Raw genomic sequence first — 18,354 nt, 5'->3', positions numbered from 1 at the left:
ATCGCCATGGCCGGTGCCAGCCTGTTTGCCCTACTCGACGATATCGCCGCGCTGCTGGACGACGTGTCGGTCTTGACCAAGGTCGCCGCGAAGAAAACCGCCGGCGTGCTGGGCGACGATCTGGCGCTGAACGCGCAGCAGGTGACCGGGGTCAACGCCAACCGTGAACTGCCGGTGGTGTGGGCGGTGGCCAAGGGCTCGCTGGTCAACAAGGCGATCCTGGTGCCGGCCGCGCTGGCGATCAGCGCGCTGGAAGCGTGGCTGCGCAGCAAGGGTTACCCGGTGCCGATCGTGGTGCCGTTGATGATGATCGGCGGTGCGTTCCTGTGTTTTGAAGGCGTGGAAAAGCTGGCGCATGGCTTCCTGCATTCCAGGGACGAGGACGAGCAGCACAAGGCCGAACGCATCAAGGCGCTGGCCGATGAAAAAGTGGACATGGTCGCCTGGGAAAACGACAAGGTGAAAGGCGCGGTGCGCACCGACTTCATCCTGTCCGCTGAAATCATCGTGCTGTCGCTGGGCGTGGTCTCGGCTGCACCGTTCCTCAACCAGGTCACTGCGCTGGTGGTGATCGCGCTGGCGATGACGGTATTCGTGTACGGCCTGGTGGCCGGTATCGTGAAACTCGATGACGTCGGCCTGTACCTGTCGCGCAAGGGTGCGGCGCTGGCGGCGATCGGCCGTGGCCTGCTGGTTGCCGCGCCGTGGTTGATGAAGTTCCTGTCGGTGGCCGGCACCGCGGCGATGTTCCTGGTCGGTGGCGGCATCCTGGTGCACAACGTACCGGTGCTGCACCACCTGGTGATCGCGCTGGGGGCCAAGGCCGGCGGTGTGTCATGGCTGGTGGAAGCATTGGCCAATGCGGTGGTGGGCGTGATTGCCGGGGCGATCGTGCTGGCGGCGGTGACCGCATTCCAGAAGCTGCGCGGCAACAACACCGCGCACTAAGCGCTCCACCGCGCGTGTTGCGGCATCCTCGTGGGGGCTGCACCCCGCACGGCAGCGGCCTTGTCAGCGGGTGTTCCACTCACGCAGCGCGTCCAGTTCGGCGCGCGCGCGCGCCAGCCGGCGTCCGGACAAGGCATCGATCGCCCGCTGCAGGCCGGGCGCGTGCGGATCGCGCTGCTGCCAGCGCCTTGCCAGCACGAGCAGGGCCGTCATCAGGGCGATACCGGCCACCAGTGAGATCAGCAGCCAGCGTGCGGCGAACATCGACAGGTCGATGCCCCAGACCTGCCATGCCAGCAGCACCGGCGGCGCCAGCCACAACCAGCACCACGGCAGCCCGAGCAGCAGTTCGCCGACGGCGGTCTGGGTGCGCAGCGCGGCCAATCGCTGCGATTGCTGCAGCACCGGCTGGTCCGGCTGCAGCTGCCGGCGCAGGTGCAGCCGTGCCACGCTGGCGATGATCACCGCCACGCTGTAGGCATGCAGGGCCAGCGCGCTGAGCATCACCGCCAACGGCGGCTGTGCCCACCAGATGCTGCCGCAGTAGATCGCCAGCCCCAGCCAGAACAGCAGTTGCACCCCCTGCACCGCGCCGAACGCCGACAACTGGCGGTGCGCCGCATGCTGCCGGCGGCGGCGCCACCCGTCCATGGCGGTAGCTTCTTCGCTGCCGTTGCTGTCGCTGGCCTGGTTCCACAACTGCTTGAGTGGGTCGGTGTGCATGGCGATGGCCTCAGGGAAGGGGGTTGAAGCGTGCCCGCAGCTGCTGGCGCAGCCGATGCAGGCGGGTGGAGACGTTGGCGCTGCTGATCCCGAGGATGTCGGCGATCTGGCGATGGTCGTGGTCGTCCAGGTGCAGCAGCATCAGCGCCCGGTCCAGCGGGGGCAGCGTGCGGATGGCCATCTCCAGCTGCTGCAGGGCATGCTGCTGTTCGGCCGGCGCCGCGGCGTCGACCGGCAGGGCGTCCTCGTCCAGCGCGGCATGGTGGCGTTGGCGCAGCTGCTGCCGCCGCAGCTGGGAGATCGCGACGTTCAAGGCAATCCGGTACAGCCAGGTGGAAAAGCGGGCACGGGCCGGATCGAATCCCTCGAACGCATCCCAGGCCTGCACGCAGATTTCCTGGATCAGGTCGAGCCGGTCTTGCTGGTGGGCGCAGTAGCCCCGCGCGATCTTCAGCACGATGCCCCGGTGCTGCTCCAGCAGGCTGGAGAAGCGGGTGCGTGGGTCGGGGGAAGTCGCGTTCATGTGCATACCCGGGTGATTCGCACCGACGCGGCAGATATCACAGTGGCGCCACGATCATGCGGGGGCGTCGGCTACCTGGACGCGGTTCTTGCCTACCCGCTTGGCCGCATACAGCGCCCCGTCGGCGCGCCGCAGCAGGGCGTCGGCATTTTCACCCGGCCGCCATTGCGCCACCCCGGCGCTGAAGTGCACCGGCACCCGTTGCTGGTCCAGCTGCAGCGGGCGCTGGGCCAGCGAGCGCTGCAGGCGCAACAGGGTGGACATGCTGTCGGCGCCCGGGGTTTCGGGCAGCAGCAGGACGAATTCGTCACCGCCCAGGCGGGCGATCGCGTCGGTGTTGCGCATCAGCAGCTGGCACACCGTCACCAGATGGCGCAGCACCGCATCGCCGCCGGCATGCCCGTGCTGCTCGTTGGTCTGGTGGAAGTCATCCAGGTCGATCAAGGCCAGGGCCAGTGGATGCCCATGGCGGCCGGCGCGGGCCAGCTCACGCTCCAGCAGTTCATCCAGGCCGCGGCGGTTGAGCGCCCCGGTCAGCGGGTCGGTACGCACCAGCCCGGAGACATCACGCAGCGCCTGCTCCAGTTCGGCGATGCGCGCTTCGGCCTGTTCCACTTCGCGGCGCGCGTTGCCCAGGTGGTCGCGCGCCTGCAATGCCTGTTGCTGTACCCGGCTGGTGTCCTGCAGCACGTCCTGCAGCAGCTGGTTGAGGTCGGCGATGCTGCGCGCTTCCTTCAAGGCCAGGGCATAGCTGCTGATCCGGTCGTGGTATTCGCCGGTGCTGGCCGCCATGCCGTCGAGGCTGTCGATGAAGCCGCCCATCAGGTGCTTCATCGCCGTCTTGGATTCGCTGATGCCCTGCTTGAGCAGGCCCTGCTTGTAGATCACCTCGCGCAGGTTGGCGCGTGCCTGCTCGACCGAGTCGCGGTCCAACGGCCCGCCGATCAGGTTGCGCACGGCGTGCACCTGGCCGTGCAGCCAGCTGCTGTCGTCGAGCAGCTCGCCGATGTTGTCCAGCAGCAGGTCGAACAAGCTCAGCAACAACTCCTGCTGCTCCTGCCAGCCGTCGCTGCGCACCCCGATCTGGTGCGACAGCTCGCGCAGGCGCACTTCCAGTGGCTGCAATGGCTGGCCGGGGTGCCACTGGCGCAGCTCGCTGGCAATGGCGGCCGGCGCGTCCTTCAGGTCCGGCATGTTCTGCAGCAGGCTGGCCACGGTCACCCCCAGGGTGTGCCGCAGCAGCTCGCGCAGGCGCAGGCTGTCGGGTTGGCCGTCGGGGCTCTCCTGTTCGATGGTACGGATGTACTTGTCGATCAGCTGGCGCATGGCGCGGCCATAGCTGAACCAGTCGGCGCTGCGCTGCGCCGACTGCAGGCGCAGGCCCATGTCGCCCAGTTCGCCGGGCAGGGTGGACATGCCGTTGGCGAAGGCGGCGAGCAGCGGCTCGGGGCTGTCGATGCCGGCAAACAGGCGCTGCAGCATCGCGCTGCCGCCGCCCTTGGGGCCCGGCGCGGTGCTGCTGGCCTCGTCGATCACCACGCTGCTTGCCTGCCGCCGCGCCAGCAACCGGCCCATGGCGGTGCCGGCGCTGGGAGGAGCATCGTGCGAATCGGTCATGCGGCATCCTTGGCGGTGACCGGCGAGGCTGCCGGGGCGGGTGAGGTTGGAACAGTATCGGCGCGGACCGGGCCGGCTTGAACCGGCCGGGCCATGGCACGATGGTAGTCAGGTTGAGGGCAGGAGCGTGCGATGAAAGTGATGCTGATAGGGGCGACCGGATTGGTCGGCGGCCATGTGCTGCACCAATTGCTGGACGACCCCCGCTGCGATGCGGTGGTTGCCCCGGCCCGGCGGCCGCTGGCGCTGGCCGATCCGGCCCTGCTCAACCCGGTGGTGGACTTCGACCGGCTGCCGGTGGACGCTGGCTGGTGGGCAGTGGACGCGGTGATCTGCGCGCTCGGCAGCACCCTCAAGCAGGCCGGCAGCCGTGAGAATTTCGCACGGATCGACCACGACTACCCGTTGCAGGTGGCTACCCTGGCCCAGGCCCACGGCGCGCACGCTTTCGTGTTGAATTCGGCGATGGGCGCCGATGCGGACTCGCGGATCTTCTACAACCAGGTCAAGGGCCGGCTGGAGCAGGACCTGCGCGGCCTTGGGTATCCCTCGCTGACGCTGGTCCGCCCGGGGCTGATCGGCGGCGAGCGCAGCGAACGGCGTACCGGCGAACACCTGGGCAGCCTGGTGCTGGGCGCGTTGGGGCCGGTGTTGCCCAAGGCCTGGCGGATCAACCCGGCGCAGAACATCGCCGCGGCGATGGTGGACGCGGCATTGGCACCAAGGCCGGGCGTCCACATCGTGGGCGCGGCGCAGCTGACGGCGTAGAGCCGACCGTTGGTCGGCTGCACGGCATCCGGAGGAGCCGGCCAGCGGCCGGCACTACCGGATCAGCTGGCCAATGCCAGGTCATCCATCATCGCGCGCAGGAAACGCGCCGCCTCACCGCCCGTCGCGGCGCGGTGGTCGAAGGTCACCGACAGCGGGACCACCTTGTGCGCTTCCACGCCGCCCATCACCGGGGTCATCTGGTGGCGGGCACGGCCGGCACCGACGATGGCCACGCACGGTGGCACCACCACCGGGGTCGCGTAGCGGCCGGCGAACATGCCGAAGTTGGACAGCGAGATGGTGTAACCACTCAGCTCGGAGGCGGCGATCGCGCGCGATTCCACCTGTTCGCGCAGGCGGTTGACGCCTTCACGGATGCCGCGTGCATCGAGCATGTCGGCATTGCGCAGCGCAGGCACGAACAGACCGTCGTCGGTGTCCACGGCGATGCCGATGTCCACCTGCGCGTGCAGCGTGCGGGTCAATGCATCGCCGTCGAACCAGGCATTGAGCGCCGGCACCTTCTGGCAGGCGACAACGATCGAGCGCACCAGGCGCGCGGTGACATCATTGCCCGGTGCCCAGGCGTGGATGTCGGCATCGTCGTTCAGCGTGGTCGGCACGACCTTGCTGTGCGCGTCGGCCATCACCCGCGCCATGTTGCGGCGCACGCCCTTGAGCGGTTCCGGCTGGCCCTTGGCGACCACGCCCGGCGGCTGGGTACGCATCGGGCGGCCAGCGGCCGACACCGCGGTGCGCGCGTCGTCCTGGCGTATCGGTGCGGCAGCGGCCACCGCAGCGGGTGCGGCGACGGCGGCGCGGACCGGGGCGGGGGCCGCACCGAGCCTGGCGCTGCCATCGGCGGCGGCCTGCTTGACGTCGGCCATGGTCACCGCGCCATCGGTGCCGGTGGCACGTACGCGGGTAAGGTCCACGCCCAGCTTGCGCGCGGTGGCACGCACCGCCGGTACCGCCTTGACGCCCCCGACGGCGACGGCCTGTTCGGCATGCACGGTGTTGGAGCTCTGCATCGCGCCGACCACGGTGCCGGCGTCATCGCGTTCGGCGGGCGGCCGGGTTTCTTCGGCGGCAACCGGCGCAGCCGCGGCCGGGATCGGCGCGGGCGCACTGGCGGCGGCCGGGGCGGCATGCCCGTGGCTGTGGCCGGTGTCCTGGCCATCGGCACGCTGCGGCAGGCTCGGGTCCAGTGCGAACTGGGCCAGCACGCTGCCGGTGGGGATGATGTCACCTTCGCCGCCGGCCAGTTTCAGCACCGTGCCGGAGAACGGCGAGGGTACTTCCACCACGGCCTTGGCGGTCTCCATGGAGACCAGTGGTTCGTCCAGCTTGATCACGTCGCCTTCCTTGACGAACCACGCCACGATGGTGGCGTCGGGCAGGCCTTCGCCAAGATCGGGGAGGTGGAAACTCTTGTTCTCACTCATGTGCAGTTCTCTTCCAGCAGTTCGAGATCGCGGGCCGGCAGCCAGCCCGTCGCGCCGTTCGCGCGCTCGGACCACCACCACCCCCCGTGTTCATGATGCAGTTTGACCAGTTCACCGCTGTCCACATCCAGTTCGCGGGCGTCATAGTCGCGCAGGGCCTCTGCGCGTCCATCGTCCAGCAGCTGCATCCACGCCACCGGTGCCCAGCCGGCACGCCCGTCATCGGTGCGTACCCAGGCAAACGCCGGCCATTCCTCGTCACGAACACCCAGTTCGACGATCTGGCCGGCGCGGAACCGGAGCGGGTTGCGATACTGGCTGCGGTAAGCGCCTAGCAGGCGGGCCCGCACGTCAACCTGCCGCCATGGCGCGTTTGGCCGCGCCGACGATCCGGTCCACGCTGGGCAGGTACTTCATTTCCAGGCGGAACAGCGGAATGTGGGTGTCATAGCCGGCGACGCGCTCGACCGGTGCCAGCAGGTCGTACAGCGATTCCTCGGCCAGGCGCGCGGCGATCTCCGCACCGAAGCCCGCGGTCTTGGGGGCCTCCTGCACGATCACGCAGCGCCCGGTTTTGGCCACCGATTCGGCGATGGTGGCAAAGTCCAACGGGCGCAGCGTGGCCACGTCGATGACCTCGGCACTGATGCCTTCGCCGGCCAGCTTGTCGGCCGCTTCCAGCGCTTCCTTCACCTGCGCGCCCCAGGTCACCAGGGTGACGTCGGTACCGTCGCGCAGCACGAAGCACACATCCAGCGGCAAGGCTTCGCCGTCATCGACGACCACTTCCTTGTACTGGCGGTAGATGCGCTTGGGCTCCATGTAGATCACCGGATCCGGTTCGCGGATCGCGGCCAGCAGCAGGCCGTAGGCGCGCTGCGGCGAGGACGGCAACACCACGCGCAGGCCCGGCACGTTGGTGAAGATGGCTTCGTTGGCTTCGCTGTGGTGTTCGGGCGCACGGATGCCACCGCCCCACGGTACGCGCAGCACCATCGGGCAGTGCAGGCGGCCACGGGTGCGATAACGCAGGCGCGCGGCGTGGCAGATGATGTGGTCCACCATCGGGTACATGAAGCCGTCGAACTGGGCTTCGGCGACCGGCTTCATGCCCTGTGCGGCCAGGCCGATGGTCAGGCCGGCGATGGTGGTTTCATCCAGGGGTGTGTCCAGGATGCGGTCGGCGCCGAAGCGCTGCTGCAGGCCGGCGGTGGCGCGGAACACGCCGCCGTTGACGCCCACGTCTTCGCCCAGCACCAGCACCGATGCGTCGTGCTCCAGCTCCCAGGCCAGCGCCTGGGTGATGGCTTCGATGAGGGTGATCGGGGTGGTGGCCATGGTCTGTTCTCCGCGCGCGAGGGCGGCACTGTCGGCGGCGCTGGTCTGCGCGCTTGAAGCGTCGTGCTTGATCTCATCCATGGCGCTGCTCCAGAGCAATGGCCTGTGCGCGCTGGGCCAGCAGGTCCGGCGGCGGATCGGCGTAGAGGAAGTCGAACATCGCTTCCACCGGCTGCACCGGGGTATTGAGGTACAGGTTGACCTCTTCGTCCACGCGCTTGCCGCACTCGGCCGTCCACGCCGCTTCCTCTTCCTCGCTCCACACACCGGCGTTGGTGAGGTACTTGCGCAGGCGCAGCATCGGCTCGCGCAGCCACGCATCCTTCACTTCGGCGTCGTCGCGGTAGCGGCGCGCGTCATCGGCGGTGGTGTGGTCGGACAGCCGGTAGGTCATCAGTTCCAGCACGGTGCCACCGTCGCCGGCCAGTGCCCGCTCACGGGCCTGGTGCATGGCGGTCATCACCGCGAGCAGGTCGTTGCCGTCCACCTGCAGGCAGAACAGCCCACCGGCCAGGCCCTTCTGCGCCAGCGTTTCGGCACCGGTCTGGGCCGACCGCGGGACCGAGATGGCCCAGCCGTTGTTGACGATGCACAGGATCAGCGGCAGCGTGTAAGCGCCGGCCGAGTTGAGCGCAGCGTAGAAATCGGTCTTGGAGCTGCCGCCGTCGCCGCACACGGCCACCGCGACCTGCTTTTCGTTGTTGAGCTTGAACTTCAGCGCCGCACCGGCCGCATGCAGGCACTGGGTGGAAATCGGCACGCAGAACGGAAAATCCTTGGCCGCATTGCCGCCGTAGTCGTTGCCGCGCTCGTCGCCGCCCCAGTACATCAACACGTCGCGCGGGCGTACGCCGCGCATGAACATCGCGCCATACTCGCGGTAGGACGGGGCGAACACATCGTCCTTCTGCATGGACGCGCCGATGCCCACGTGCGCGGCTTCGTGGCCCAGGCAGGCCGCGTAGGTACCCAGCTTGCCGGTGCGCTGCAGCGCGATCGACTTGCCGTCGAACACGCGCACGAACAGCATCTGCTTGAACATCGGCAGCAGCGCGCGCGGGTCGCGCAGGGCCTCGGGCAGGTCATCGCGGACGAGGGTGCCGTCCGTGTCCAGGTACTGCAGATAGTGGATCTTGAACTCAGCGGCAACCGTCATTGCGTACTGCACCTTCGACAGGAAGTTACAAATGATATGAATTGCCATGGTAAGGAGGCCGTGCAGAAAAGCCGTCCTGCGGCGCAGCAAGTGTCCCGGTGGACATCGGCCCTGTTTTCCCTCCAAGGGGGGTGCAATGCCGATGACTCCAACGTATTCAGTTGTCGCAACCGGGCATGAGCGACGTATGCGCAAGCCGCTGGCCTTCGACCGCCGCCGGCCGCGCCGCGCAGGAATCAGCCCCGCCCGCTGCAACGGACGCCGGCGCATGGCAGCACCCGCGCGGGAGCGCATGCTCTGCGCTACCCTTTGACCCCCTCATTTGGCCCACGCCATGTCCGTCGAGAAGAACCAACGCGATCTTGAAGCCGGTATCCACACCGAGCTGGAAGGGCGCCTGACCTACGCGGGCTACCTGCGGCTGGACCAGCTGCTGTCGGCCCAGCAGCCGCTGTCCAACCCGCCGCACCATGACGAAATGCTGTTCATCATCCAGCACCAGACCTCCGAGCTGTGGCTGAAGCTGCTGGCCCACGAGCTGCGCGCGGCGATCGGCTTCCTGCAGCGCGACGAGGTCTGGCAGTGCCGCAAGGTGCTGGCGCGCAGCAAGCAGGTGCTGCGCCAGCTCACCGAGCAGTGGTCGGTGCTGGAGACGCTGACCCCGTCCGAATACATGGGCTTCCGCGACGTGCTGGGCCCCTCCTCGGGCTTCCAGTCGCTGCAGTACCGCTCCATCGAGTTCATGCTGGGCAACAAGAACGCGCAGATGCTGCAGGTGTTCTCGCACGACCCGGCCGGCCAGGCGCAGCTGCAGCAGGTGCTGGACGCGCCCAGCCTGTATGAAGAGTTCCTGCGCTATCTGTCCCGTTTCGGCCACCCGGTGCCGGCCACCTACACCGCACGCGACTGGCAGCAGCCGCACGTGGCCGACGATGCGCTGCACCCGGTGTTCGAGCGGATCTACCAGAACACCGACCGCTTCTGGCGCGAGTACTCACTGTGCGAAGACCTGGTGGACCTGGAGACGGCGTTCCAGTTGTGGCGCTTCCGGCACATGCGCACGGTGATGCGGGTGATCGGCTTCAAGCGTGGCACCGGCGGCTCCAGCGGGGTGGGATTCCTGCGCCAGGCGTTGGAGCTGACCTTCTTCCCGGAGCTGTTCCAGGTGCGCACCACGATCCGCAACGACGACCCGATGCCGCCGGACGCCTGAGCGGCACGAGGGGCCGATTCCCCCATTCATGATGACGCCCGGATGACCGCCGGGCTGGCCGCAGCCCCCGCCGTTGCTGCACTGGCGGGGCCGAGGCGTCAGTTTCAGATGCAAGTTCGGCGAGCACGCCGCCAGCGGTAGGGATCGGCGTGTATTTGACGTGAACGCCGTTGGTCTGGGATTCTCCCGCGCTGTCTCGCACATCGGACGTGCATGTCTTCCACCGAACCCAGGAATCCCGCATGAGCGTAGACGCCGCCGCGAAATCCATTCCCGATCCGGCGTTGCCGGAGTTCAAGACCACCCTGGGCCATCCACGCCCCTTGTGGATGCTGTTCATGACCGAATTCTGGGAGCGCTTCGCGTTCTACGGCATTCGCTGGGCACTGGTGCTGTACATCGTGTCGCAGTTCTTCGAGGGCGACTCGGCCGGCCAGGCTGCAGCCAGCCGTACCTACGGTGCCTACCTGGCGCTTGTGTATGCCGCGGCGATCTTCGGTGGCTACGTCGCCGACCGGGTGCTGGGGTACCAGCGGTCGATCCTGACCGGTGCGGTGATCATGGCCGCCGGTCTGTTCATGGTCGCCATGCCGAACAAGGAAGTGTTCGAGCTGGGCCTGGCCACGATCATCATCGGCAATGGCCTGTTCAAGCCCAACATCTCGACCATGGTCGGCAAGCTGTACGGGTTGAAGGACGAGCGCCGCGATTCGGGCTTCACCATCTTCTACATGGGCATCAACATCGGCGCGATGATCGCCCCGGTGCTCACCCAGTGGCTTGCCGAGCAGGTGTTCGGCACCCAGGCCATGCCGTCCTACAAGATGGTGTTCATCGCCTCGGGCATCGGCATGTTGATCAGCCTGGCGTGGTTCTATGTCGGTCGCGCCGGGCTGAAGGGCATCGGCGCTCCGCCGGCCGGTGCCGAAGGCTTCGGCCGCGTGGTGATGGTGTTCATTGGTGCGATCGTCGCCATCCCGGTGGCCTTCTTCCTGCTGTCCACCGGCGCCACCGCGCTGGCCTGGATTCTGGGCCTGTTGTTCATCGCGCTGGGCGCGTTGCTGCTGGTGGAAGGTATCCGCGAAGGCAAGGTCCAGCGTGACCGTGTGATCGCGATGCTGATCATCTTCGTGTTCAACGTGATGTTCTGGATGTTCTTCGAACAGGCCGGCAGCTCGTTCACCTTCCTGGCCGACAACATCGTCAACCGCAACCTGGGCGGTTGGACCTTCCCGACCGCCTGGTTCCAGTCGGTCAACTCGGTGGCGATCATCACCCTGGCCCCGATCATCGCCTGGATCTGGATCAAGCTGGGTCGCGCCAACCCGTCGATCCCGCGCAAGTTCGGCCTGGGCCTGCTGTTCAACGGCGCGGCCTTCGCGCTGCTGATGGTGGCGCTGTCGAGCATGGTGGTGGATGGCAAGATCCCGTTCTGGACGCTGTTCATGGTCTACGTGATCCAGTCGGTCGGTGAGCTGTGCCTGTCGCCGATCGGTCTGTCGATGGTGACCAAGCTGGCCCCGGTGCGCCTGGTGGGCTTCGGCATGGGCGGCTGGTTCCTGTCCACCGGCATCGGCAACAACCTGTCGGGCATCTTTGCCGGTGCGGTCAGCGGCGAAGGCGGCATGACCGTCGAGTCGGCACTGAAGGGCTACACCTTCGGCTTCTGGGCGTTGATCATCTCCGGCGTGGTGCTGTTCCTGATCGCGCCGTTGATCAACAAGCTGATGCACGGCGTCAAGTGAGGTCGGCGATGCGCATGAAAACCGGTTGTGTGTCGATGATGGTGGCCGGCCTGCTGGCCGCGTGCTCACCGTCGTCGGCGCCCACCACCGCCCCTGCGCAGCCGTTGGACACCACCGAGCAGAAGCGGCCGGTCGCTGATCCCAGCGTACCGGTGGCCTCGGGCAACACCCCGGCCGCGGCGGATATCGCCGCGATCGCCGCGCTCAACGCGCAGTTCGATCCGGGCCGCGACCCGGTCGCCGACCTGGCCACGGCCAAGGTCGAGGCCCAGCGCGGTGGCAAGCGGATCGTGCTGGACGTGGGCGGCGAGTGGTGCTAGTGGTGCCACCTGATGGATGCCTTCATCGAGGGCGATGCGCAGATCCGCAGCTTCCGCGATGCCAACTACGTGTGGATGAAGGTCAACTACAGCGAAGACAACGAGAACGCGGCGTTCCTGGCGCAGTTCCCGGCGATCAAGGGCTACCCGCACCTGTTCGTGCTCGACGCCGACGGCACGTTGCTGCATTCGCAGTTCACCGGCGAGCTGGAGGCCGACAAGGGCCAGCCGAAGGGCTACGACCGCACGCGGTTCTTCGCCTTCATGAAGGACTGGGCGCCCGCCACGGCGCCGTGAACGAGAAGGCGCGGATTCCGCGGCTTTTTTTTGGTTCATGACCCGTCCTGAATTGAGTTGACACCTTTTCCCACAGGAAGAGGAATGTTCAATGAATTCAACAATCAGGCGCAGCCAGCGGGATTACTCGCTGGCCTTCAAGTTGTCGGTGGTGGACCAGGTCGAGCGTGGGGAGCTGACCTACAAGCAGGCCCAGGAGCGCTACGGAATCCAAGGACGGAGCACCGTGCTGTCGTGGCTTCGGCGACATGGTCGGCAAGACTGGTCAGGTGGGGCATCATCTGCCCCCATGACCACAGCTCCCAAGTCCGGAACGGCCAAGCCGCTGACACCGGAACAACAGATCAAAGTCCTGCAGGTTCAGCTGCGGGAGGCGACCGAGAAGGCGCAGCTTTTCGAGGCCATCGTGGATGTGCTCAAGGAAGACTACGGGGTGCGCATCGTAAAAAAGCCTTCCGGCAAGTCCTCACGCAAAGGCGCCTCCAAGGCGTAAGCGTGGCAAGGGCTTGCCGGCATTTTGGTATCAGTCGCCAAGCGTACTATCAGGCAGGCCATCGTCAGCAGCGGCAATTGGCCGACGGTGCTCGGGCGCTCGCGCTGGTAGGTGGCTATCGAGCGCGCCAGCCGCGCATCGGCACGCGCAAGCTGCATCATCTGATTGGACCGACGCTTCAAGCATCGGGAGTGGCAATGGGGCGCGACCGTCTGTTTGGCGTCCTTCGTGATGCCCGGCTGCTGGTCCCCATGCGGCGGGCGTACCACAAGACGACCGACAGCCATCACCGCTTCCGGCGGCACCCCAATCTTCTCAAGCCCGGCGAAGGGCGCGTGGTACCGACCGGCAGTGAGCAGGTCTGGGTAGCCGACATTACCTACCTGCCCACGCAGGGGAAATTTGTATACCTGAGCCTGATTACCGATGTGTGGTCGCGCAGGATCGTGGGCTGGAGCGTGCACGACACCCTGCAGACCGAACAGGTCGCCCAAGCACTGCAGATGGCGCTGAAGGAACGAAAAACGCGGCAGCAGCTGATCCATCACTCCGACCGGGGTATCCAGTACTGCTCGGACTACTACCAGAAGATCCACGCCAGGCATGGGGTGACCTGCTCGATGACCGATGGCTACGACTGCTACCAGAATGCGCTGGCCGAACGGGTCAATGGAATTTTGAAGGGCGAGTTCCTGCTGCACCGGCCTCGGGACCTGCTGCAGGCACGCCAGATGGTCGCCGAGTCGGTGGGGATCTATAACGCCGAGCGGCCGCACCTGTCGCTTAAAATGCAAACGCCCGATGCGGTGCATCGGGCGTCTCTGGCCGCCTGACGGCGGCCAGATCATCCGCCACAGGTGTCAACCTATGGCAGGACGGGTCATTCATCGCGGAATAGCGTGGAGCTTTTGCCGGCTCCCGTTACCCTTGAAGCCTGAAATCAGGGCCTCAGGGGTCAGGTCATGCTGGATCGGAAGACGATTGAGAGGCTGGGTGGCTGGGAAGGCTACCGGGTGGAGCGGATCGCCTGGCCGGAAGGCGACAGCCGGACCGTCACTATCTACCTCAAACCCACGGCCCGCACGATGCATTGCGAGCACTGCGGGAGCCGATGCCGGCAAGTGCACGAGACGACGGTGCGCCGGGTACGCGATCTGCCCCTGATGGCATTGCGCGTTGCGCTGGTGGTGCCGCGACGGCGCGTCTGGTGCCCCCAGTGCGCTGGGCCGCGCCTGGAGAAGTTGAGCTGGCTTGGCCGCTACCAGCGGGTCACTGACCGGCTGGCCGAAGCGGTCAGCCAGTTGCTGGTATCCAGCAATATCCTGGCCGTGGCACGCTTTTTCCAGTTGGGCTGGCATACGGTCAAGGCACTGGATAAAGCCTTGTTGCGTGAGTCTGTCCAAGCCCCGGACTGGAGCCAGATCCACTACCTGGCGATGGACGAATTTGCGCTGCACAAGGGTCACCGCTATGCAACGGTCGTGGTGGATCCGATCAGTCGCCAGGTACTTTGGCTGGGCAACGGGCGCTCCCGCGATACGGCGCGTGCCTTTTTTGAGCAGCTTCCCCCGGGCGTTTCCGAGCAATTGCGCGCCGTGGCGATCGACATGACGACGGCCTATGAAGTGGAGATCCGGGCCAACTGTCCCAATGCCGAGATCGTCTTCGACTTGTTCCATGTGGTGGCCAAGTACGGTCGCGAAGTGATCGACCGGGTTCGCGTGGACCAGGCCAACAAGCTCCGGCACGACAAGCCTGCGCGCCGTGTCATCAAATCCAGCCGATGGCTGCTACTGCGCAATCGCAGCAACCTGGACCGGCATCAGACGGTGCGGCTGGATGAGCTGCTGGAAGCAAATCAACCGCTCCTCACCACCTATCTGATGCGTGATGAGCTCAAGCGACTGTGGTTTTACCGCCATCCCGGATGGGCCAGGAAGGCTTGGAACCAGTGGCTGGAGCAGGCCCAGCGCAGCGGAATCGCCGCCTTGGCGCTGTTTGCACAACGGCTCAAAGCCTATCTGCATGGGATCGTGTCGCGTTGCCGACACCGCCTCAATACCAGCATCGTCGAAGGCATCAACAACACCATCAAGGTCATCAAACGCCGGGCCTACGGCTATCGGGATCAGGAGTACTTCTTCCTGAAAATCCGTGCAGCGTTCCCCGGTATTCCGCGATGAACCTTTTTTTTGCTTTTCGGGCGAGGGCGTCTCTTCGTCGGGGCATGCCGCGCGCGTCGGGGGCCGCTTGGCGGCCGGCAGGCCCTTGTGCAAATGTCCCCCGGCGCCGGCCTGCGGCCGTCACCTCCTCCTTTATTTTGCCAAGGACCTGCCGGCCGCCAAGCGGCTCGGCTTACGGCCGGCGGAGGTCACCACCGTGGGTGGTGACGTGGATCGCCGCACGGCATTTCATGCGTCCCCCGCAGATGGGAGAAGAACCTTCATCTCATCTGCGCCCCGCCGCCTCATTCACCCGCACCAGCACTCAACTTCCGTCCAGCACTCAACTTCCGTCCAGCACTCAACTTCCGCGCCGCCCTGCCGTTACCTGCAAGGACCTCATGCCGCGCTGTTCGTGGCGCACAACCGACGGATCGATACGCATGCAGCCGGGCACACATGACAGCACCTCCGATACCACCCTGGATGCACCGGCCGGTGTGAGCCTGCCGCCGGTGGAAACCCTGCTCGACGATCAGGGCGCGCTGGACCGGGACGACCCGGATGCCGAGACGCCCGCCCCCGGCGCCATCCACTACCGCCTGCCGCTGGTGGCGGTGCCCGACAACGTGCTGCTGAAGGCGGCCGTGCAGAAACTGGTCGAACAGAAGGCGCAGCTGGACGTCCTGGCACGCAACCCGGCCGTGGCCGGCCTGCTGCCGGTGGAGTGGAAAGGCAGTGGCCTGCGCGCGGTGGACCTGCAGGCGTTCGTGCTGTCGGTGCTACCGTTCCTGCAGAACGCAGCCAAGGCCGAAACCGCTCCGGCGCGGCTGCCGCTCAAGCACGTCCTCGGCGATGCCGGGCGCTGGGACCGCGACGACGTGGACGAGCCCAAGTCGCTGGCGTTCTTCCTGGCCAGCGACGACCGCGCCAGCGCCGGGGTCAAGGACCCGGCCGAAGCCTACCTGGTGGGCGCGCTGGGCCTGGCCTGGACCCATGAGGGCCGCACCCGGCCCGGGTTCCTGCGCCAGATGGGCTACGACAGCATGGCCGCGCGGGTAAGCATGCTGCCGTACCCCGACCCCGGCCAGCTGGCCTTGTACGCGGTGGTGGCCAACGGCATCAGCCAGCTCTGGTGCGTGCTGGAGCGGCGCAAAGTGCGGCCGCTGCTGGCGCCGTGGATCAGCGTGCCGGTGTTGACCGCCTATGGGGTCGGTGCTCCGGCGACCTGGCCGACCTCGTTCCCACCGGTGGACGAGGTGGCGCAGCTGCTGGCCACCGCGCGCACCGGCAAGGGCCCGGTGGAGGTGGATCTGACCCAGGTGGCGGCCAAGGTCAAACAGGACGCCGCGGGCGAAACCTGGATGCCGGTAAGCCTGCTGCAGGTGGGCACCTGGGCGCCACGATGGGGCTACTTCATGGCCACCTTCATCGGCCTGCCATCAGCGTTGCTGGTGCTGGCCGCGTTGGCCCTGCCCAATGCCATCGAAGCGGCCGTCGTGGCCGCTTCGCTCGCCTTCGCCGGCGGTGCCATCGGTGCCCTGGCCGCGCCGTGGGTGCATGCGCGGCGCAAGCATCTGAGCTGAAACGCCCCACGGTCGTTTGCTACCGGTCGTTCGGTACCCACCGTTGGTGGGTGCGCTTTCCGCGCCCCTGAAACGACCAACGGTCGTTTCCTACCGATCTGGGCCGCGGTGCCGGTAGGTACCCACCGTTGGTGGGTACGCTTTCGGTCAACCCGCGTCCATCTTCTGCAGGCCTTCGCCGGCCAGGCGCAGGATCAGCTTCTCCAGCATCAGCTCCTCCTCCTCGCTCAGCACCGACATCAGTTTGCGGGTGATCTCGATCACCAGCGGGGCGATGGTTTCGTACACCTCGAAGCCGGCCGCCGACAGCGCCAGCACCGAGCGGCGGCGGTCGTCGCCGTGGGTTTCACGCTTGATGAAGCCGCGCTCGAGCAGTCTGGCCACGGCACGGCTGACGGCCACCTTGTCCATCGCAGTGCGGTCTGAGACCTCACTGGCCGACGAGCCCGGGTACAACGCCAGGATCGTGATGACCCGCCATTCCGGAATCGCCAGGCCGTAACGGTCCCCGTAGAGCTTGGCGATGTTGCCGCTGACCCGGTTGGACAGAACGCTCAGCCGATACGGCAGGAACTGCTCCAGGTCGAGCAGGGCGTGCGATGCGCGGATGCTGTGGCTGCTGGGATCGGGCGGGCTCATGCTGCGGTGCACCTTGATGGTGGTTTCATGTGAAACTATAACCTTCTTTCCGGATTCCGCATTCTCGCGGGTCTGCCCGCCTCCCGCACCTGGTTTTTTCCGATGCGGACTTGCTTTGGAGCCACCGCATGAACAGCCAACCGAGCACCGTGTCCCACGCCCCCGATCCGGGCATGCAGGTCACCACCTTCGAAAACCCCATGGGCATCGACGGTTTCGAGTTCGTCGAATTCGCCGCGCCGGCCGGCCGCGGCGCCGAACTGCACGACTATTTCCGCAAGATGGGCTTCACCGCGGTGCTGCGCCACAAGCGGCGCGCGATCACCGTCTACCGCCAGGGTGGCGTCAACTTCCTGGTCAACGAAGAGCCCGATTCGTTCGCCTCGGACTTCGCCGAAAAGCACGGCCCGTGCGCCTGCGGTTTTGCGATCCGCTTCAAGAAGCCCGGTGAGGAAGTGCTGCAGATGGCGCTGGGCAACGGCGCCGAAGTGATCGACTTCAAGCAGGACACCAAGGCCGTGCCGGCTCCGGTGATCAAGGGCATCGGCGACTGCATGCTGTACCTGGTGGATCGCTATGGTGCCAACGGCAGCATGTTCGACACCGACTACGCACCGATCGAAGGCGTCAACCAGCACCCGACCGGGTTCGGCCTGACCTTCATCGACCACCTCACCCACAACCTGTATTTCGGCAACATGCAGCAGTGGTCGGACTACTACGAGCGCCTGTTCAACTTCCGCGAGATCCGCTACTTCGACATCAAGGGCCTCAAGACCGGCCTGGTGTCCAAGGCGATGACCGCCCCGGACGGCATCGTGCGCATCCCGCTCAACGAGTCGTCCGATCCGAAGAGCCAGATCAACGAGTACCTGGACGCCTACAAGGGCGAGGGCATCCAGCACATCGCCTGCTTCACCGAGAACATCTACGACACCGTGGAAGCGATGCGCGCACAGGGCGTGGAGTTCCTGGATACGCCGGAGACCTACTTCGACGTGATCGACATGCGCGTGCCCAACCATGGTGAAGACGTGGCGCGGTTGGCCAAAAACAAGATCCTGATCGACGCCGACCCGGAAACCCACCAGCGCAAGCTGCTGCAGATCTTCACCACCAACTGCATCGGCCCGATCTTCTTCGAGATCATCCAGCGCAAGGGCAACGAAGGCTTTGGTGAAGGCAACTTCACCGCGCTGTTTGAAAGCATCGAGCGCGACCAGATCCGGCGCGGCGTGCTGTAAGGCGGCATGCTGTAAGGCAGCATGCTGCAACAAGGCATGCTGCAACAAGGCATGCTGCAACAAAGCGTGCTGTAACGTGGCAAGGGCGGCTCCGGCCGCCCGCAACACCGGGCCCGGCCCGGTCGCGCTTCCGT

At 66.4% G+C, this 18,354-nt stretch carries 16 protein-coding genes and 1 pseudogene; 9 read left to right on the top strand and 8 right to left on the bottom strand.

Annotated features, from left to right (window positions below; all coding sequences use genetic code 11):
• The first annotated feature begins 6 nt into the window (after positions 1-6).
• Entirely contained in the window at positions 7-948 is a 942-nt protein-coding gene (locus AC3IR9_RS19355; protein WP_489292791.1) for a DUF808 domain-containing protein, read from the top strand.
• A gap of 63 nt (positions 949-1,011) precedes the next feature.
• Here the strand turns inward: AC3IR9_RS19355 and AC3IR9_RS19350 are convergent, their stop codons facing one another.
• Genes AC3IR9_RS19350 through AC3IR9_RS19340 form a run of 3 tightly spaced genes read right to left on the bottom strand, consistent with a single transcriptional unit; the run spans position 1,012 to position 3,811 of the window.
• Complete coding sequence (locus AC3IR9_RS19350; RefSeq protein ID WP_489292789.1) at positions 1,012-1,671, bottom strand: hypothetical protein; 660 nt, start codon at positions 1,669-1,671, stop codon at positions 1,012-1,014.
• A gap of 10 nt (positions 1,672-1,681) precedes the next feature.
• The gene (locus AC3IR9_RS19345; RefSeq protein ID WP_489292787.1) at positions 1,682-2,194 is read right to left on the bottom strand and encodes an RNA polymerase sigma factor; all 513 of its coding nucleotides are present in this window, start codon (positions 2,192-2,194) and stop codon (positions 1,682-1,684) included.
• Positions 2,195-2,248: 54 nt separating this feature from the next.
• Entirely contained in the window at positions 2,249-3,811 is a 1,563-nt protein-coding gene (locus tag AC3IR9_RS19340; RefSeq protein ID WP_489292785.1) for a GGDEF domain-containing protein, read from the bottom strand.
• 132 nt (positions 3,812-3,943) lie between these two features.
• Here AC3IR9_RS19340 and AC3IR9_RS19335 point away from each other — a divergent pair, with 132 nt between their 5' ends.
• Entirely contained in the window at positions 3,944-4,579 is a 636-nt protein-coding gene (locus AC3IR9_RS19335; protein WP_489292784.1) for an NAD(P)H-binding protein, read from the top strand.
• 62 nt (positions 4,580-4,641) lie between these two features.
• Here AC3IR9_RS19335 and AC3IR9_RS19330 read toward each other — a convergent pair whose 3' ends face one another.
• The 4 genes from AC3IR9_RS19330 to pdhA are packed head-to-tail and all read right to left on the bottom strand — an operon-like array spanning position 4,642 to position 8,521.
• Positions 4,642-6,027 (bottom strand): dihydrolipoamide acetyltransferase family protein, encoded by a 1,386-nt coding sequence (locus AC3IR9_RS19330; protein WP_489292783.1) that lies wholly within the window; start codon positions 6,025-6,027, stop codon positions 4,642-4,644.
• Complete coding sequence (locus tag AC3IR9_RS19325; RefSeq protein ID WP_489292782.1) at positions 6,024-6,377, bottom strand: SH3 domain-containing protein; 354 nt, start codon at positions 6,375-6,377, stop codon at positions 6,024-6,026. Before AC3IR9_RS19325 ends, AC3IR9_RS19330 begins: the two co-directional genes overlap by 4 nt.
• Position 6,378: 1 nt before the next feature.
• Entirely contained in the window at positions 6,379-7,446 is a 1,068-nt protein-coding gene (locus AC3IR9_RS19320; protein ID WP_489292781.1) for an alpha-ketoacid dehydrogenase subunit beta, read from the bottom strand.
• The gene (pdhA, locus tag AC3IR9_RS19315) at positions 7,439-8,521 is read right to left on the bottom strand and encodes a pyruvate dehydrogenase (acetyl-transferring) E1 component subunit alpha (RefSeq protein WP_489292780.1); all 1,083 of its coding nucleotides are present in this window, start codon (positions 8,519-8,521) and stop codon (positions 7,439-7,441) included. Before pdhA ends, AC3IR9_RS19320 begins: the two co-directional genes overlap by 8 nt.
• A gap of 334 nt (positions 8,522-8,855) precedes the next feature.
• Between pdhA and AC3IR9_RS19310 the strand changes: the two genes are divergently transcribed.
• The 6 genes and pseudogenes from AC3IR9_RS19310 to AC3IR9_RS19285 all read left to right on the top strand — a co-directional run bounded on the left by AC3IR9_RS19310 (position 8,856) and on the right by AC3IR9_RS19285 (position 16,337).
• Complete coding sequence (locus tag AC3IR9_RS19310; RefSeq protein WP_489292778.1) at positions 8,856-9,734, top strand: tryptophan 2,3-dioxygenase; 879 nt, start codon at positions 8,856-8,858, stop codon at positions 9,732-9,734.
• A 242-nt stretch (positions 9,735-9,976) separates the two neighbouring features.
• Positions 9,977-11,479: a peptide MFS transporter gene (locus AC3IR9_RS19305; protein WP_489292776.1), complete on the top strand. Its 1,503-nt coding sequence runs from the start codon at positions 9,977-9,979 to the stop codon at positions 11,477-11,479.
• 27 nt (positions 11,480-11,506) lie between these two features.
• Positions 11,507-12,096: pseudogene (locus AC3IR9_RS19300) on the top strand (thioredoxin family protein).
• Between the two features lie 91 nt (positions 12,097-12,187).
• Positions 12,188-13,422, top strand: a protein-coding gene (locus AC3IR9_RS19295; RefSeq protein WP_489291031.1) for an IS3 family transposase whose coding sequence is annotated in 2 segments (ribosomal slippage) — positions 12,188-12,539 and positions 12,539-13,422 — 1,236 coding nt in all. Because the reading frame shifts where the segments join, the coding sequence is not laid out codon by codon here.
• A gap of 129 nt (positions 13,423-13,551) precedes the next feature.
• A complete protein-coding gene (locus tag AC3IR9_RS19290) occupies positions 13,552-14,772 on the top strand; it encodes an ISL3 family transposase (RefSeq protein ID WP_489291085.1) in 1,221 nt (406 codons plus the stop codon).
• 422 nt (positions 14,773-15,194) lie between these two features.
• Positions 15,195-16,337: a hypothetical protein gene (locus tag AC3IR9_RS19285; protein WP_489292775.1), complete on the top strand. Its 1,143-nt coding sequence runs from the start codon at positions 15,195-15,197 to the stop codon at positions 16,335-16,337.
• A gap of 147 nt (positions 16,338-16,484) precedes the next feature.
• On the opposite strand, the gene AC3IR9_RS19280 is transcribed toward AC3IR9_RS19285, so the two are convergent.
• Entirely contained in the window at positions 16,485-16,976 is a 492-nt protein-coding gene (locus tag AC3IR9_RS19280; RefSeq protein ID WP_489292773.1) for a MarR family winged helix-turn-helix transcriptional regulator, read from the bottom strand.
• 173 nt (positions 16,977-17,149) lie between these two features.
• On the opposite strand from AC3IR9_RS19280, the gene hppD reads away from it, so the two are divergent.
• Positions 17,150-18,220 carry a 4-hydroxyphenylpyruvate dioxygenase gene (hppD, locus tag AC3IR9_RS19275; protein ID WP_489295911.1) on the top strand — a complete coding sequence of 357 codons (1,071 nt, stop codon included), beginning with the start codon at positions 17,150-17,152 and terminating at the stop codon, positions 18,218-18,220.
• Positions 18,221-18,354 lie beyond the last annotated feature (134 nt).

The organism is Stenotrophomonas sp. GL_101 (assembly GCF_057835675.1).
Note: the sequence above shows the minus strand (reverse complement) of the source record. Positions and strands in the feature narration are given on the sequence as shown.